This window comes from Methylovorus sp. SPW-M1 (assembly GCF_053848825.1).
This window is the reverse complement of record NZ_CM132626.1, coordinates 761536-778569: the sequence shown is the minus strand read 5'-3', so window position 1 is coordinate 778569 and position 17034 is coordinate 761536. Positions and strand designations below refer to the sequence as shown.

General features: G+C 56.5%; 13 protein-coding genes and 2 tRNA genes. 12 read left to right on the top strand and 3 right to left on the bottom strand.

Features of this window, described 5'->3' with window-relative positions:
• Nucleotides 1-30: 30 nt before the first annotated feature.
• The 3 genes from ACWWD9_RS03630 (at nucleotide 31) to ACWWD9_RS03620 (ending at nucleotide 2185) form a co-directional block, all read left to right on the top strand.
• Nucleotides 31-1125 carry a hypothetical protein gene (locus tag ACWWD9_RS03630; RefSeq protein WP_455867756.1) on the top strand — a complete coding sequence of 365 codons (1095 nt, stop codon included), beginning with the start codon at nucleotides 31-33 and terminating at the stop codon, nucleotides 1123-1125.
• A 68-nt stretch (nucleotides 1126-1193) separates the two neighbouring features.
• Nucleotides 1194-1712 (top strand): phosphatidylglycerophosphatase A family protein, encoded by a 519-nt coding sequence (locus tag ACWWD9_RS03625; RefSeq protein ID WP_455867755.1) that lies wholly within the window; start codon nucleotides 1194-1196, stop codon nucleotides 1710-1712.
• Entirely contained in the window at nucleotides 1685-2185 is a 501-nt protein-coding gene (locus tag ACWWD9_RS03620) for a CinA family protein (RefSeq protein WP_015830755.1), read from the top strand. Before ACWWD9_RS03625 ends, ACWWD9_RS03620 begins: the two co-directional genes overlap by 28 nt.
• An 82-nt stretch (nucleotides 2186-2267) precedes the next feature.
• On the opposite strand, the gene ACWWD9_RS03615 is transcribed toward ACWWD9_RS03620, so the two are convergent.
• Entirely contained in the window at nucleotides 2268-2567 is a 300-nt protein-coding gene (locus ACWWD9_RS03615; RefSeq protein ID WP_455867754.1) for a hypothetical protein, read from the bottom strand.
• 282 nt (nucleotides 2568-2849) lie between these two features.
• On the opposite strand from ACWWD9_RS03615, the gene recA reads away from it, so the two are divergent.
• The 6 genes from recA (at nucleotide 2850) to ACWWD9_RS03585 (ending at nucleotide 8720) form a co-directional block, all read left to right on the top strand.
• A complete protein-coding gene (recA, locus tag ACWWD9_RS03610; RefSeq protein ID WP_013442912.1) occupies nucleotides 2850-3884 on the top strand; it encodes a recombinase RecA in 1035 nt (344 codons plus the stop codon).
• Entirely contained in the window at nucleotides 3865-4461 is a 597-nt protein-coding gene (locus ACWWD9_RS03605; protein ID WP_455867753.1) for a regulatory protein RecX, read from the top strand. The genes recA and ACWWD9_RS03605 overlap by 20 nt, the downstream gene beginning before the upstream one ends.
• A gap of 30 nt (nucleotides 4462-4491) precedes the next feature.
• Nucleotides 4492-7116: an alanine--tRNA ligase gene (gene alaS / locus ACWWD9_RS03600; RefSeq protein WP_455867752.1), complete on the top strand. Its 2625-nt coding sequence runs from the start codon at nucleotides 4492-4494 to the stop codon at nucleotides 7114-7116.
• A gap of 78 nt (nucleotides 7117-7194) precedes the next feature.
• Entirely contained in the window at nucleotides 7195-8418 is a 1224-nt protein-coding gene (locus tag ACWWD9_RS03595; RefSeq protein WP_013442915.1) for an aspartate kinase, read from the top strand.
• A gap of 62 nt (nucleotides 8419-8480) precedes the next feature.
• Nucleotides 8481-8574 (top strand) — tRNA-Ser (locus ACWWD9_RS03590).
• Between the two features lie 69 nt (nucleotides 8575-8643).
• Nucleotides 8644-8720, top strand: a tRNA-Arg gene (locus tag ACWWD9_RS03585).
• A gap of 147 nt (nucleotides 8721-8867) precedes the next feature.
• On the opposite strand, the gene ACWWD9_RS03580 is transcribed toward ACWWD9_RS03585, so the two are convergent.
• On the bottom strand, nucleotides 8868-9104 hold the full coding sequence (locus ACWWD9_RS03580) for a hypothetical protein (protein WP_455867751.1): 237 nt from the start codon (nucleotides 9102-9104) through the stop codon (nucleotides 8868-8870).
• 324 nt (nucleotides 9105-9428) lie between these two features.
• Here ACWWD9_RS03580 and ACWWD9_RS03575 point away from each other — a divergent pair, with 324 nt between their 5' ends.
• The 3 genes from ACWWD9_RS03575 to ACWWD9_RS03565 all read left to right on the top strand — a co-directional run bounded on the left by ACWWD9_RS03575 (nucleotide 9429) and on the right by ACWWD9_RS03565 (nucleotide 15714).
• Nucleotides 9429-11828, top strand: a complete 2400-nt coding sequence (locus ACWWD9_RS03575) for a catalase (protein ID WP_455867750.1) — start codon at nucleotides 9429-9431, stop codon at nucleotides 11826-11828.
• 139 nt (nucleotides 11829-11967) lie between these two features.
• Entirely contained in the window at nucleotides 11968-12978 is a 1011-nt protein-coding gene (locus ACWWD9_RS03570; RefSeq protein ID WP_455867749.1) for an acyltransferase family protein, read from the top strand.
• Nucleotides 12979-13161: 183 nt separating this feature from the next.
• A complete protein-coding gene (locus ACWWD9_RS03565; protein ID WP_455867748.1) occupies nucleotides 13162-15714 on the top strand; it encodes a methyl-accepting chemotaxis protein in 2553 nt (850 codons plus the stop codon).
• A 64-nt stretch (nucleotides 15715-15778) separates the two neighbouring features.
• Here the strand turns inward: ACWWD9_RS03565 and ACWWD9_RS03560 are convergent, their stop codons facing one another.
• On the bottom strand, nucleotides 15779-16993 hold the full coding sequence (locus ACWWD9_RS03560) for a malic enzyme-like NAD(P)-binding protein (protein ID WP_455867747.1): 1215 nt from the start codon (nucleotides 16991-16993) through the stop codon (nucleotides 15779-15781).
• Between the last annotated feature and the right edge of the window lie 41 nt (nucleotides 16994-17034).

Here is a 17034-nt window from a genome sequence, read left to right as displayed (position 1 = left end):
AGTTTCTTGCGTTATCCGGGGAGACTTATCATGAAAGTGATTTCTGGAATTGCACTAGGCCTTATTGGACTGCTGGCGTCCGTCAGCAATCTGCAGGCTGCACCAAGTTACAACCTCACCTCGATTTACAACGCCAGCTTAATCAATCCCTACGGCACCCCATATATCAACGACCTGGGGGAAATCGCCGTCAGCAATGGTGTTCGCAGTGCGTCAGGCAATTGGAGCTACCTTAACCCAATTGGCTCATTTGACTCCGGACCTGGCTATGCCTACGTCACTGGCATTAATAATCTCGGGCAAACCGTAGGCTCATCAACTACCACGGGCATGTATATGGGTGCGGTGGTCTGGAATGGCACCACTCCCACTGGCATTGACGATGGCGCAGCTCGGGGAAGCACCCTGACGGACATCAACAACCATGGACACTGGGTCGGGTATGGAGAAAACCACGAGTTTGCCTACCCCTTGGCAGAAGGCATCACATTAGGGTCTGCCACCTATTATGGAAGAGCAACACTGCACGGTCTTAACGATATGGGGGTTGCGGTTGGCCAAGCCATTACGCATGAACAGATCCCCGCGACCCAGGCAATATCGTGGTCTGCTTCTGGCATGCAACTCTTGGACAATCGGGTTATTACGGATGTCGATAACAATATTGTGGCGTATTGGCAGAGTATAGCCAATGACATCAATAACGCCGGACAGGTCATCGGCCAGGCGGAATACGAAGCCGGATTGCATGCCACCTTATGGGAGAACGGCAACATGCTGGATCTAGGTGCCTTGGGTGGCTCGGACTACAGCAATGCCTATAAAATCAATGAAGCCGGGATCGCGGTAGGCGATTCGAATGATCGTGCGGTCTCTTTTCATGCCGGTCAGGTGCTGGACCTTAACCTGCTGGTAGACCCGGCCATTCTGGCGAGTGGCTGGATACTCAGCAAAGCGACAGACATCAATGAGCTGGGGTGGATAGTCGGGATCATGAACAACACGCTTACAGGGCAATCCGAATTGTTTCTGCTCAAACCCATCAGCGCGGTACCTGAGCTCAGTACATGGCTGATGATGCTGATTGGAGCAATAGTGGCTTTGCGAAGACGCCCTATGGCATAAGGCCGCGTATGTCATATTGCTGAGCAGGGTTGGCAGCACCTGAGATGAATGCGCTATGATGACCAATCATGCACCTCATTCAGGAACCAAGATTGATCCACTGGCCAGACCGTCACTTTCTGCTGCGACACCCAGCGCACTTGCTGGCGCTGGGTTTTGGCAGCGGCCTGCCTCGCAAGGCGCCGGGCACCTGGGGCACTCTGGTTGGCATCCCATGCTTTATCGGCCTGATGCAACTGGCCGAGCCACTGCACTACCTCGTTCTCGCCGGCATGTTTCTGCTCGGCATCTATATCTGCGGCATCGCGGGCAAGGCACTTGGCGCCTCTGACCATGGCAGCATTGTGTGGGATGAGATTGTGGCTTTCATGCTGGTGCTGGAATTCACGCCACTCAGCTGGCAGGCATGGCTCGCCGCTTTCCTGCTGTTTCGTCTATTCGATATCTGGAAACCCTTCCCCATCAACCTGAGCGATCGGCATATCAAGGGCGGCCTGGGAGTCATGCTGGATGACTTGCTGGCAGCAGGGTATGCCATTGCCTTTTTGCAAGGCGGCTTATGGATAAAACTGAATTACTGGAGCTGACACGCAGCCTGGGCAACACCCTGCAGCAGCAAGGCTTGCTGCTGTCGCTGGCGGAGTCCTGTACAGGCGGCATGGCCGCCAGCCTGATCACCGAAATCCCAGGCAGCTCAACCTGGTTTGAGAGCGCGCACATCACTTACAGCAACGCGGCAAAAATCAGCATGCTGGGGGTTAATCCGGCGACTCTGGAAACTTATGGCGCGGTAAGCGAACAGACGGCGATTGAAATGGCCCACGGTGCGTTACATCGCGGTCGTGCCCATATCGCAGCGGCGATTACCGGCATTGCCGGTCCCGGCGGCGGCACGCAGGCCAAGCCGGTGGGCATGGTGTGCTTTGCCTGGGCCACACCGGGTAATATTGTCAGCACTACCCGTCATTTCAGTGGCAATCGCCAGCAAATCCGGGCACAAGCCGTGCAAGCTGTTTTCGAAGGTCTGTTACAGCTGCTCAAGCAACCCATGCAAGCTTAAAAGCAGCTGAGGATCAGGCATAAAAAAAGCGACTGCTTTTCAGGCAATCGCTTTTTTACCTTATGGGCGAAGACCGCCCTTTTTAGCGCCAGCCACCATGCCGACCACGGTCATGATGGTGGTAGCGGCCACCATCGTATTCCCGGTAATAAATCCGAGGCTCATATGGCCGGTAGTACACAGGAGGTGGTGCGCCAAAATACACCACTGGCGGCGCACGATAAATCACTGGAGGGGGTGCGTAATAAGCCCCGGGCGGCGGGCCGTAATAACCTGGCCCACCAATGTTGAGGCCAATACTGAAAGAATCGTGGGCGTGGGCAGCACCCATGCTAGCCAGTGACAGCGTCAGCCCCAGCAGCAAGCGTTTGAATAATCTCATGTTCATCTCCTCATCACTTCCATGGTGTGGAAGTCATGCTTAAAACGTGTTTGCCCCGAATTCTGTTTACAGCATTAAAACGCGATACTTTAATTTTTTTATACCTACCGTTGTGTACCTATGACCGCAATCTGCGCATGAGGTTCGCTGGCAGTGACGCATGTCATTTATCTTGAGCCAGAAGAGCGGAAAGGCGACAGCAATGCGCGTCTTTGCTTACCTTAAGTAGTGAATTATGAAATAATTACAGGCTTTATCAGGCACACCAACAAAGGCAGATTCATGGACGAAAACAAAAGCAAAGCGCTCGCCGCGGCCCTCTCGCAAATCGAGAAGCAATTCGGCAAAGGTTCTATCATGCGCATGGGCGATACGGATGTCGCAGCCGACATTCAGGCCGTATCGACCGGCTCGCTCGGCCTCGACATCGCGCTGGGCATTGGCGGCTTGCCTCGCGGCCGCATCATTGAAATTTACGGTCCGGAATCTTCCGGCAAAACCACACTGACACTGTCTGTCATCGCTCAAATGCAAAAAATGGGCGGCACCGCAGCCTTTATCGATGCCGAACACGCACTCGACCCACAATATGCCCAAAAGCTCGGCGTTAACGTTTCTGACCTTCTGATCTCGCAACCAGACACTGGCGAGCAAGCCCTGGAAATCGCCGACATGCTGGTGCGCTCAGGCTCGGTGGATATCGTGGTGGTGGACTCGGTGGCTGCACTGACACCCAAAGCCGAAATCGAAGGCGAAATGGGCGACTCCCACATGGGTCTGCAAGCCCGCCTGATGTCGCAAGCGCTGCGCAAGCTGACTGCCAACATCAAGCGCACCAATACCCTGGTGATTTTCATCAACCAGATCCGCATGAAGATCGGTGTGATGTTCGGCAACCCCGAAACCACCACCGGTGGTAACGCCCTGAAGTTTTACGCATCGGTTCGCCTGGATATCCGCCGCACTGGCGCGATCAAGAAGGGTGACGAAGTAATTGGCTCCGAAACCCGCGTCAAAGTGGTCAAGAACAAAGTTGCGCCTCCATTCAAGCAGGCTGAGTTCGATATTCTGTACGGCGAGGGCATTTCGCGCGAAGGCGAAATCATCGAGATGGGCGTTAACCTGAAACTGGTTGAAAAATCCGGTGCCTGGTACAGCTACAAGGGCGAAAAGATTGGTCAGGGCAAGGATAATGCCCGCGAATACCTGCGCGAGCATGCTGACATTGCCAATGAAATTGACGCCAAAATCCGCGCCAATTCCAATCTGGCCGGTGCCGCCATGACCGTCGCCCCGGATGACGACGGCGAAGAGTAAAGCCATAAGCGCGCTGCGTGAGCGCGCCCTGGCCTTGCTGGCCAGGCGCGAACATACAGCGCTGGAACTGAAGCGCAAGCTGATGCGCAAACCGCAGCAGCCTGGCAGTAGACGTTTCCCCCGGCAAGATGCTGAAGATTTTGCAGCGGACGCCGATGTAGTAGCGCAGGCCGATGTCCCTGAGCAGCCCGCAATACCAGACGATGAGCTGGAAGAGCACGTGGATCAACTGCTGCAGGACTTCAAACAGCGTGGCTGGTTATCCGAGCAACGCTTTACCGAGCAGGTGGTACACGCGCGCCAGCAGAAGTTTGGCAGCATGCGCATTGCGCATGAGCTCAAGCAAAAAGGCGTGGATGACACGCTGATTGCCGAAGCCATGCAGCAGGTAAAGCAGGATGAATTCAGCCATGCGCTGCAGATTTATCGCAAGAAATTTGCGCAGCCGCCAGCCAGCCGCGAAGAATGGGCGAAGCAGGCCAGGTTCATGCAGAGCCGCGGTTTCAGCATGGACATGATCAAGCGGGTGATCAACGCAGGTAATCAGGTCGAAACAACAGACAGTGAAGACAGGTAGCGCACTGCGCTGCCAAGCATAAGGCACAACATGAAGAGCAAAGAAATACGTCAGCAGTTTTTGGACTTTTTCGCGTCCAAGGGGCATCAGGTCGTGGCATCCAGTTCACTGGTACCGCATGGCGACCCTACCCTGCTGTTTACCAATGCGGGCATGAACCAGTTCAAGGATGTGTTCCTGGGTTTTGACAAGCGCCCCTATACCCGCGCAGCCAGCAGCCAGAAGTGCGTACGCGCAGGTGGCAAGCACAATGACCTGGAAAACGTCGGCTACACCGCCCGCCACCATACCTTCTTTGAAATGCTGGGCAACTTCAGCTTTGGCGATTACTTCAAGCGCGATGCCATTACCTATGCCTGGGAACTGTTGACCGAAGTCTACAAGCTGCCCAAGGAAAAACTGCTGGTTACGGTCTACGCCGAAGACGACGAAGCCTATGACATCTGGACCAAAGAAATGGGCGTGCCTGCCGACAAGGTTATCCGCATTGGCGATAACAAAGGCGCGCGCTATGCCTCCGACAACTTCTGGATGATGGGCGACACTGGTCCCTGTGGCCCCTGTACCGAGATTTTCTACGATCACGGCGCGCACATCTGGGGCGGCCCTCCCGGCAGCCCGGAAGAAGACGGCGACCGCTTCATCGAAATCTGGAACAACGTGTTCATGCAGTTTAACCGCGATGAACAAGGCGTGATGCATCCCTTGCCCAAGCCATCGGTGGATACCGGCATGGGGCTGGAGCGTATCTCCGCCGTGCTGCAAGGCGTGCATGCCAATTACGAAATTGATCTCTTCCAGGCACTGATCAAGGCCGCCGCCCGCGAAACCAAAACGACCGACCTGGAAAGCCCCTCGCTCAAGGTATTAGCCGACCATATCCGCGCCTGCAGCTTCCTGATTGCCGATGGTGTCATCCCCGGCAATGAAGGCCGCGGTTACGTGCTGCGCCGCATCATCCGCCGCGCCATTCGCCACGGCTACAAGCTGGGGGTGCGGGCTGCCTTCTTCTACAAGCTGGTACCCGACCTCGTGATCGAAATGGGCGAAGCCTACCCCGAGCTGGTGAGCAACCAGACCCGCGTGATGGACACCCTGAAGCAGGAAGAAGACCGCTTCTTTGAAACCATCGAAAACGGCATGGCGATTCTGGAAACCGAACTGGCTGACATCGCCGCCAAGGGTGGCAAGACCTTCAATGGCGAAACCGCCTTCAAGCTGCACGACACCTATGGCTTCCCGCTGGACCTGACCGCTGACGTTTGTCGCGAGCGCGAGGTTACCGTGGATGCCGCCGCCTTTGACGCCGCCATGGCGCGCCAGAAAGATCAGGCACGTGCCGCTGGCAAGTTCAAGATGTCCGCCAATCTGGAATACGATGGTGCCGCCACCCAGTTCCATGGCTACGAAAAGCTGGAAAGCGATGCACTGGTGCTGGCGCTGTACAAAGACGGCGCGGCCGTTGACAGCCTGAGCGAAGGCGAAGTTGGCGTGGTCGTGCTGGACAACACACCGTTCTACGCTGAATCCGGCGGCCAGGTGGGCGATAGCGGCGAGCTACGCGCCAGCGATGGCATCTTTACCGTAGAAGATACCCAGAAAGTACAAGCCAGCGTGTTCGGCCACCATGGCGTGGTCACCACCGGCAAAATCAGCAAAGGCGACAGCCTGAAAGCCCGCGTTAATACCCGCGCCCGCGCTGCCACCATGCGCAACCACTCCGCCACCCACCTCATGCACAAAGCGCTGCGTGAAGTTTTGGGCGGCCACGTGCAGCAAAAAGGCTCGCTGGTGGATAGCGAAAAAACCCGCTTTGACTTCGTGCACACTGCACCGATGACGGAAGACGAAATCCGCCAGGTCGAAGCGCTGGTCAATGCCGAAATTCTGGCCAATGAAGCCACCCAGGCCCGCGTGATGGGTATTGAGGATGCACAGAAAACCGGCGCCATGATGCTGTTCGGCGAAAAGTACGGCGATGAAGTGCGCGTGCTGGATATCGGCAGCTCGCGCGAGCTGTGCGGCGGCACCCATGTCAGCCGCACTGGCGATATCGGCCTGTTCAAGATCACCGGCGAAAGCGGCGTGGCCGCAGGCGTGCGTCGCGTGGAGGCCACCACGGGCGAAAATGCGCTGAAGCTCATGCAGCAGCAGCAAGCCTTGCTGGGTCAGATCGCCGCAGAGCTGAAAGCCCCCGCCAGCGAAGTCCCGGCCAAATTGGGCCAGCTGATGGACAACGTCAAAACCCTGGAAAAAGAACTCGCCCGTCTCAAATCCAAGCTCGCCTCTTCGCAAGGGGATGATCTGGTGAATCAGGCAGTGGATCTCGGCGGCATCAAGGTGCTGGCAGCCACGCTGGAAGGCGCAGACGCCAACACCTTGCGCGAGACAATGGACAAGCTGAAAGACAAGCTGAAATCGGCTGCCATCGTGCTGGCAAGCGCCAACGACGGCAAGGTCAGCCTGGCAGCGGGCGTAACGCCTGACTTGATCGCCAAACTAAAAGCGGGCGAACTGGTCAACTTCGTCGCCGGGCAAGTAGGCGGTAAAGGCGGCGGCAAACCCGACATGGCAATGGCAGGCGGCACCGACGCCAGCCAATTGCCACAAGCGCTCAGCAGCGTTGAAGGCTGGGTAAAAGCAAAGTTGAATTAAGCTCCCGCATCGACAAGGCTTCACGCCCTGTCGGTAAAGGCGCGCATCTGCAGTTTAATTAATTAGGCTACAAGACACATGGCACTTATCGTACAAAAATACGGCGGCACTTCAGTCGCCAACCCAGAGCGGATCAAGAACCTGGCGAGCCGCGTGGCCCGCTACAAAGCGCTTGGTCATCAGGTCGTGGTCGTGGTTTCGGCCATGTCTGGCGAAACCAATCGCCTGATTGCTCTGGCCAAGGAAATCATGCCCACACCAGACCCACGCGAGCTGGATGTGATGGTCTCTACCGGCGAGCAAGTCACCATCGGCCTCACCGCCATGGCGCTGATGGACCTGGGCCTCAAGGCCAAGAGCTACACCGGCAGCCAGGTGCGCATTGTGACCGACAGCGCCTTTACCAAAGCGCGCATCCTGAATATTGATGAATCCCGCATCCGCGCTGACCTGAATGCAGGTTATGTCGTGGTCGTTGCTGGCTTCCAGGGCGTGGACGAGCAAGGCAACATCACCACCCTGGGCCGTGGCGGTTCAGACACCACCGGCGTAGCGATTGCCGCTGCGCTCAAGGCCGATGAATGCCAGATCTACACCGATGTAGATGGCGTCTACACCACCGACCCGCGCGTGGTCCCCGAAGCCCGCCGGCTCAAATCCATCACCTTTGAAGAAATGCTGGAACTCGCCAGCCAGGGCTCCAAGGTATTGCAGATTCGCTCGGTCGAGTTTGCAGGCAAATACAAGGTCAAGTTACGCGTGCTGTCCAGCTTTGAAGAAGAAGGCGACGGCACCCTGATTACGTTTGAGGAAAATGACAACATGGAACAACCTATCATCTCCGGCATCGCCTTCAACCGCGACGAAGCCAAAGTGACCGTGCTCGGCGTGCCCGACCGCCCAGGCATCGCCTACCAGATCCTCGGCCCCATCGCCGATGCCAATATCGACATCGACATGATCATCCAGAACGTCAGCGCCGATGGCACCACCGACTTCACCTTCACCGTTCATAAAAACGAGCTGAGCAAGGCCCTGGACATCCTGCGCGGCGTACAAGCGCACATCAACGCCCGCGAAATCGTGGGTGACGACAAAATTGCCAAGGTATCGGTAGTTGGTGTTGGCATGCGTTCGCACGTCGGCATCGCCAGCCAGATGTTCCGCACCCTGGCCGAAGAAGGAATCAATATCCAGATGATTTCCACCAGCGAAATCAAAATCGCCGTCGTCATTGACGAAAAATACATGGAGCTCGCCGTCCGCGTTCTGCATAAAGCATTTGATCTGGAAGAAGCTTAAAAAGATAAGCGCCACGAGCGTTGATTTTTGGGGCGTAATCAAGTATTGTTACGCCCTCGTGCGGAGAGCTGGCCGAGTGGTCGAAGGCACTTCCCTGCTAAGGAAGCATACGGGCTTAAACCTGTATCGAGGGTTCGAATCCCTCGCTCTCCGCCAAAGTTTCAAAGGCACATCATCAAGTTTTACTGGAATAAAATCCTGCTTCTTGTATAATGCACGCCTCACGCGCCCGTAGCTCAGCTGGATAGAGTACTTGGCTACGAACCAAGGGGTCAGGAGTTCGAATCTCTTCGGGCGCACCAAACAAACAAAAGGCTAGCTTATGCTAGCCTTTTGTCATTTCTGGCATGTTGTTGCCTCGCAATGAATTAGCTTATCAGGCCACGTTTAAACGCCCGACTTTTCATCTGACTTTTCCCGGCAGGTTTCAGACAGATCAATGCGTCTGGCTATTCCTTCGCTAAGTAATAGTCCGCCACTTTTTCTTCACAAACTTCCAAATTTGCAGAGGCCAAATCCAGGGATTGGTTAGGTGTCACGGTGTAATCATGGTAATGAAAGCTATCGGTGGCGTGGACATAGACCAGTTTCCCAACGATATTTTCATAAGAATAAGCGTCATAAATCTCATCTGATATTTCTGAGTTTCTGACAAATTCCAAATGCTCTCTTGGGTTGGATTCCATGGATTCTCCTGAATTGGTTTAAATCGATTTCTAGAATTGTTGAACTGGGTAGGTTAATTATGTTTGCTGATTAAATCAAAACGCATACAGCACAATATGATCATTCGTCCAATCTAACACCATTTGCGAGCGCCTGCTATTGGCCGATAACGTTCGGCTCAGGCATTCAAGCATCCCCTTTCTCCCCCGTCTGCGCACCTTTCGCACCCATCACCAAATCCTCCTACACCCCTTTAAGGACTTTACCGATGAAAGGGCATGATGGTTCCGCCTATGCTCGGGGTCTCTTGCGGCAACGCATTCCCAACTTCATAAGGAACTGTCATGGCGTCTCAACGTAAGGCTAAGAATTCGATTGGTACGGGGGCAGCGCAGGGCACGGTGTCGGGCCCTTCCACGCACACGCCGCCGGATACCCCCAAGGCCGCTGGGCCAGCCAAGCTGGTGGAAAAAGTCGCGGGTACGGATCAGCTGTCGGCTTCGATTCCGCACAACCCATCCAAGGCCGATGAGTATGGCGAGGCGGCGCGTTGCCCTTACACCGGGGCATTCAGTTTGCCGGATTCGCCTGCGGCTACCAGCAGCACGGTGAATGAAACGGTAGCATCGCCCAAGACTGGCGAAGGCAAAGCACCTGCCGGTGAAAACCGCATGAAGGGCGATCTGGACCGGGTGCGGGTAGATTCCGCCGGGCAGATGCTGACCACCAATCAGGGTGTGAATATCGCCAGTAATCAGGATTCGCTGAAGATCGGTCTGCGCGGACCGACGGCGATGGAAGACTTTATCCTGCGTGAGAAGCTCACGCATTTTGACCATGAGCGCATCCCCGAGCGCGTAGTGCACGCGCGTGGCTCCGCTGCCCATGGCTATTTTGAGAATTACAAACCACTCACCGACCTCACCAAAGCCGCGCCGTTTAACGAGGCGGGCAAGCAGACGCCGGTGTTTGTGCGCTTCTCCACCGTGGCGGGCGAGCGTGGCTCCATGGATACCGCGCGCGATGTGCGCGGCTTTGCCGTCAAGTTTTATACCGACGCAGGCAATTGGGATCTGGTCGGCAACAACATCCCGGTGTTTTTCATCCAGGATGCAATGAAATTCCCCGACCTGGTCCACGCGGTGAAACCCGAGCCGCACTTTGGCATGCCGCAGGCCTCCAGCGCGCACGATACCTATTGGGATTTTGTTTCGCTGATGCCCGAATCCACCCACATGCTGCTGTGGCAAATGTCCGACCGCGCCATTCCGCGCAGCTACCGCATGATGCAGGGCTTTGGCGTGCACACCTTCCGTCTGGTGAATGACAAAAACGAATCCGTGTTCTGCAAGTTTCACTGGACGCCCGTCGCTGGCGTGCACTCGCTGGTGTGGGATGAAGCCGTGAAACTGGGCGGCGCCGACCCCGACTTTCACCGCCGCGATTTGTGGGAAGCCATCGAAGCAGGCGCCTACCCCGAGTGGGAGCTGGGCGTGCAGGTATTCACCGAAGCCCAGGCCGAGGAATTCAGCTTTGACGTGCTGGACCCGACCAAGCTCATCCCCGAAGAAATGGTGCCCGTCACCCCCATCGGCAAGATGGTGCTGAACCGCAACCCCGACAACTTCTTTGCCGAAACCGAGCAAGTGGCGTTTTGCACCGCCCACATCATCCCCGGCATCGACTTCAGCAACGACCCCCTGCTGCAAGGCCGCATCCACTCTTATCTGGATACGCAGATCAGCCGCCTCGGTGGCGTCAACTTTCACGAGCTGCCCATTAACGCCCCGCTCAAGCCCGTGCACAACAACCAGCGCGATGGCATGCACCGCCAGTCCATCCCGCGTGGCCGTGTCGCCTATGAGCCCAACTCCCTGGCGGGCGGCTGCCCATTCCAGGCTGGCATGCAAGGCTTCACCAGCTTCCCCGAAACCATCACTGAAGACAAAGTACGCGGCCGCCCAGAAAAATTTGCCGACCACTATTCGCAAGCGCGGCTATTCTGGATCAGCCAATCCCCGCCCGAGCAGCAGCACATCATCAACGCCTTCCGCTTTGAGCTCACCCGCGTGCAAACCCAGGCCATACGCGAGCGCGTCGTCTCATTGCTGGTAAATGTGGATGAAGAGCTGGCCGCAGGCGTCGCCGCCGGGCTAGGCATTGCCCTGCCCGAGGCCGCCCCGCTCGCCAGCAGCACAGACTTCCCCGTGCCGCCGCCCTCCACCGCCCTCTCCGAGCAACACTTCCCCGGCAATGGCATGCTGCTCGGCCGCCGCGTCGCGATACTCGTGGCCGATGGTGTAGATGGTGACAGCGTGCAAACGCTTTACGACGCCATCCTCGCTGAAGGCGGCGTGCCCCGCTTGCTCGGCCTGCAGCTAGGCCCGGTAAAAGCAGACAACGGCGCAGCACTCGACGCCGAAGGCAGCATAGAAACCATGCCCAGCGTATTGTTCGACGCCGTCGCCCTGCCCGATGGCAAGCTCGTCGCCGAAAACCTCGCCGCCAGCGGCCAAACCCTGGAATTCCTGCGCGACCAATACCGCCACTGCAAACCCATGCTCGCCATCGGCGCCAGCCAACAGCTATTGCAAACCGCCGGCATCCCGGAAACCCTGGTCGATGGCTCGCCAGACCCGACCTTGCTGGCGGTGAATGCACTGGAAGAGGCATTGCAAAACTTTGTACAGCTAGTGGGTAGCCCGAGAAGCTTTGCGCGGGAGACGGATCCACCTATGGTGTAAATCAGGCCCGCCTGATGGATTCACTGCTATGCCGAGGGCTAAATACTAACCCTCGGCATAAGTTTTAGATCATAAGCGTTAACTGATCAGCAATCTTGGAGACATGCATTCGATCAGTAAAATCAAATGAAAGACTCCCATGAAGATAAACTGGATTGATATTCTGAAAGGGATTGGCATATTGTTTGTCGTTATCGGCCATATGACCCCCAAGGATATTTTTCTTACAGACTTTATATTTCTGTTTCACATGCCACTTTTTTTCTTTATCAGTGGTTATCTTTTCAAGCCCACCACCGATTTGAAAGGCTATGCAAGAAAAAAAGCCATCCATCTTTTATTGCCTTACCTGACATTCCTGTGCGTAATTTATATATTGCCCACAGTGATTAACCTGATCTACGAAAATCGCCACTACTTCGGAACATTTAAAGAAATCACCACAGGCGTCTTGTTAGGAGGCAGAGCACTGCGCGGCATCGAAAGTGTCTTCTGGTTCGTCACCTGTCTTTATGCTACGCAATTGCTGGTCAACTGGTTGCTAATTAAACTGCCCAAGCTCGCTAATTATCTATGCGCAGGGATGCTATGCATCAGTTATGTAAATGCCTATTTTCATGATATCTGGTTGCCTTGGAATATCAATGTGGTACTGGCTGCCGCCCCTATTTTCTTTATCGGCCATGTTTATAAACGCATTCCCAATAAAATCCCTTACGAATGGACTGCATTTATAGTTGCCGGAGCCGCTATCAGCCTTTTACTGGCGGGTTTTGACAATACCTACGACATGAAAGCCGCCCAATACGGCCTGCCATTCATCACATTCTTAAGTGCCATCGCCATGATTGTGGTGCTGATTAAAATTGCCACGTGGCTAGAGCACATAAATTACGTTCGTGAGCTATTCATTCAAATAGGCCAGGCATCGATCATCATTATGTTTTTGCATCAATTGGTTTTGATCAAATCAAAAATTTACTTAGGTGAGAACCACGAAGCAGTGCGCTTTTCATTGGCAATCATCATCACAATGGCGGCTTATTATCTCCTGAAAAGAATTGCCTTGAGTCGAGCATTATTTCTAGGCTCTGAACAGGATTTTCAGATGATAATGTTTAAAATCAGGAGGGCAATTACAAAACAATAACATATCAATCACTTATATCAACCATCCTCTAAAGCTGATCCAGACTAAGGGTCGTAGTGCCAAAATTGAGCACACATTTTTGATGTATTGGCCTGCTGTCACAAACCTGTAACACCCCCTCCACAAACTAGCCTCCTAATCTGAATCACTCCCCGCCCCTCGCGGGGACTTAGGAGCGCCATCATGAATATCCCCAAACTCACCGTGAACAAGCGCATGCTGATCTTGCTGTTTGCGGCTTATCTCGGCCTGGCGGGCTTTGCGGGCTGGGCGTATGCGTACCTGAGCAAGTTGCAGGCGGGGGCGAGTGTGGTGAATCTGAATGCGGTGCCTAGTCTTGAGAGACTGGGGCGGGAGAAGGCTTTGTTTGGGGATCTGCGTTTGCAGATTTCGGCGTTTATTCTGAATAACGACACGGCCAAAAAATCCACGCTGGATAAGGAAATTCAGCAATCCATCACCGAACTCAAGGCGGGGCTGGCGAATTACCACCGCCTGATTGCGGACCCGCAGGATGCAGCACTGCTGAAAAACGCCGAGCAGGCGATGCAGCGTTATCTGCCGCGCATTGATGAGTCGCTGCAGTTTTCGCGTGACAACTCGTTTTTTGAGGCGCGCGAATCGTACATGGATAACATGGAATACGCCGACCGCGTGGATGCGGCGCTGAAGGCGCTCTTCAGCTACAAGAGCCAGCTGGCACAGCAGGCGGTGGCGGCCACGCAGGCGGCGTTTGCGCGCACCATGCTGATAGGCGGCATTGTCACGCTGGGTTTACTGATTGTGCTGAGCCTGATTGGCTATTGGGTGATACGCTCGGTGGAGCGCGAGCTGGGCGGCGAGCCGCATGCGGCGGCAGAGATGGCGCGGCGCATTGCCGATGGCGATTTGTCGGCGCCGATTACCATTGCCCCGCATGACAAGCAGAGCCTGATGGCTTCAATGCGGGATATGTCGTACACGCTGCAGCGGCTGATACACGATATGCGCGATCTCTCGGACCGCCACGAGGCGGGCGATATGGATGCGCGCATTGATACCACGCCTTACACCGGCGAATACCAGGCGCTGGCGGAGGGGCTAAACCGCATGCTGCTGAATTATGTGCAGCTCATGCAGCAATCCATGGCCTGCGTGCATGCCTTTGCCGAGGGGGATTTTGATGCGCGGCTGCCGGCCTTCCCTGGCAAGCAGGCGATGATCAACACCGGCATAGAAAAGCTGCGGCACAACATTCGCCAGCTGATGGCAGACATGCAGCGCATGGCGCAAGACCACGATGCCGGGCAGATGGATAGCCGGATTCCCGCAGCGAATTACCAGGGCGATTTTCAGCGGGTGGCCGAGGGTGTGAATGCGATGGTGGCGCAGCATCTCACCATCAACCACAAGGTGCTGGCCTGCATACAGGCGTTCAGCCGTGGCAATTTTGATACGCCGCTGGAGCGCTTCCCCGGTCAGCTGGCCTCGATTAACGACAATATTGAAGGCGTGCGCGCCCACCTGAAGGCGGTGATCGACTCGCTCTCGCAGCTGGCCGCGGCACATGCGCGTGGCGAGATCGACCAGATGCTGAACCCGGAGGCGTTTGAGGGCGACTATGCCCTGATCATGCAGAGCATGAACCGCACGCTGGAAAACCACATCACCATCAACCGCAAAACTCTGGCCTGCATGGCCCAATTCAGCGAGGGCGATTTTGATGCGCCGCTGGAAAACTTTCCCGGCCAGCAGGCTTACATCAACCACACCATGGACACCATACGCCACAAGCTGCAAGCGCTGAATGAGGATGCACAGATGCTGGCAGCGGCGGCCAAGGCGGGCAATATCATGACGCGGGCCGATGCCAGCCGCCATCAGGGCGATTTCCGCCGCATTATCGAGGGCGTGAACAATACGCTGGAGATACTGGTGCAGCCCATGTTGCAGGTGAAAACCTCGGCCGAGACTATTCACGTAGCCGCGCAGGAGATCGCGCAGGGCAATGCCGATTTATCTGCCCGCACCGAGTCGCAAGCTTCTGCCTTGGAGGAGACGGCTTCCAACATGGACGAGCTGGCCGACACCGTGCGGCAGAACGCCGCGCGGGCGCAGGAGGCCAATGGCCTGGTGAAAACCGCTGCCAGCGTCGCCAAGCAAGGCGATATTGTGGTGAACGATGTGGTGGCGACCATGACGGCGATCAACCAGAGCGCGCAGAAGATTGAGGACATCATCGGCGTGATTAATGGCATCGCTTTCCAGACCAATATTTTGGCGCTGAATGCCGCCGTGGAAGCCGCACGCGCGGGCGAGCAAGGCCGTGGCTTTGCCGTGGTGGCGGGTGAAGTGCGCTCGCTTGCGCAGCGCTCGGCCTCTGCTGCCACCGAGATACGCCAGCTGATTGAAGACTCGGTGAGCAAGGCCAACCAGGGCAGCGCGCTGGTCGCGCAGGCGGGCAGCACCATGCAGGATGTGATGACCGCCGTGCAGCGCGCCAGTGAATATATGGACGATATTGCCGCCTCATCGCACGAGCAGAGCCTGGGCATACAGCAGGCGCGCATGGCGGTGAACCAGATGGATGGCGTGACGCAGCAGAATGCGGCATTGGTGGAGCAAGCGGCGGCAGCTGCGGAGTCACTGTTGCAGCAATCGGATCAGCTGTTTGCCACGGTGAGCGCTTTCCGCCTCAGCGCACGCAGGCCGGAGCTGCCCATGTTGCGGGCGCCGCTCAAGCTGGTGAATAGCTAGGCGTCATCGGGGCGAGACGCCCTGCTTGCCATCACATCCAGCCTCCGTTCAAATATCAGCGGGCTTACGCAACCGCCGCAGCCATCTCGGCGCGGGCGGCCTCGGCCACAGCGCCTGCTACTTTCTCCAGCAATCGCGGGTCAAATGGCTTGGGAATAATGTAATCGCGGCCAAAGTGCAGCTCGCTAATGGCATAGGCATCGAGCACCGCCTGCGGCACCTCTTCACGCGCCAGTGCTGCCAGCGCATGGGCGGCGGCTACCTGCATGCCGGTGGTGATCTGACGTGCCTTGGCATCCAGCGCGCCGCGAAACAGATAGGGAAAACACAGCGCGTTATTCACCTGGTTGGGGAAATCAGAACGGCCGGTGGCCATGATCAGATCGTCGCGCACGGCCATGGCGGTGGCAGGCAGAATTTCCGGGTCGGGGTTTGCCAGGGCAAATACCACGGGCCTGGGCGCCATCAGCTTGAGCAGGTCTGGCGGCAGCGCATTGGCGGCGGATACACCGATAAACACATCGGCACCCGGCATCACATCGGCCAGCGTGCGGGCTGAAGTCTCGCGCAGCAGGTCGCGGCCGTATTCGCTGATGTCGTCACGGCCGGTGTGCAGCACCCCGGCGATATCCACCAGCACAATATCCTGCGCGCCCATGGCTTTGAGCAGCCGGGCGGTTGCCATGCCAGCGGCGCCCGCACCCAGAAACACAATGCGGGCCGTGGGTAGCGTTTTGCCTTGCAGCTCCAGCGCATTCAGCAGCGCTCCGGCAATAATCGCCGCCGTGCCGTGCTGGTCATCATGAAACACGGGGATATCGAGCCGGGCCCGCAGCTCGCGCTCAATGCGAAAGCAATGCGGGGCGGCGATATCTTCCAGATTGATGCCGCCAAAGGTGGGGGCAATGTTCACCACAGTTTCGATAAAGCTTTCGATGCTGGGTGCGGTGACTTCAATATCAAACACATCAATATTGGCAAAGCGCTTGAACAACACCGCCTTGCCCTCCATCACCGGCTTGCCCGCGAGTGCACCGACATTGCCCAGGCCGAGCACGGCGGTGCCATCGGTAATCACCGCCACCAGATTGCCTTTATTGGTGTAGCGGTAGGCGGCGGCAGGATCCTGATAGATGGCCTTAACCGGCTCGGCGACGCCGGGGGTATACGCCAGCGCCAGATCAGCCGCGGTGGCGCAGGGCTTGCTCGACTCCACCGAGAGTTTGCCCGGCGTGGGTAATGCGTGGTAATCCAGGGCGCGCTGTTTCATATCCGGCATAAGCTTTTCTCCACGGCATTGATAAGACACCTTAGCCTGTA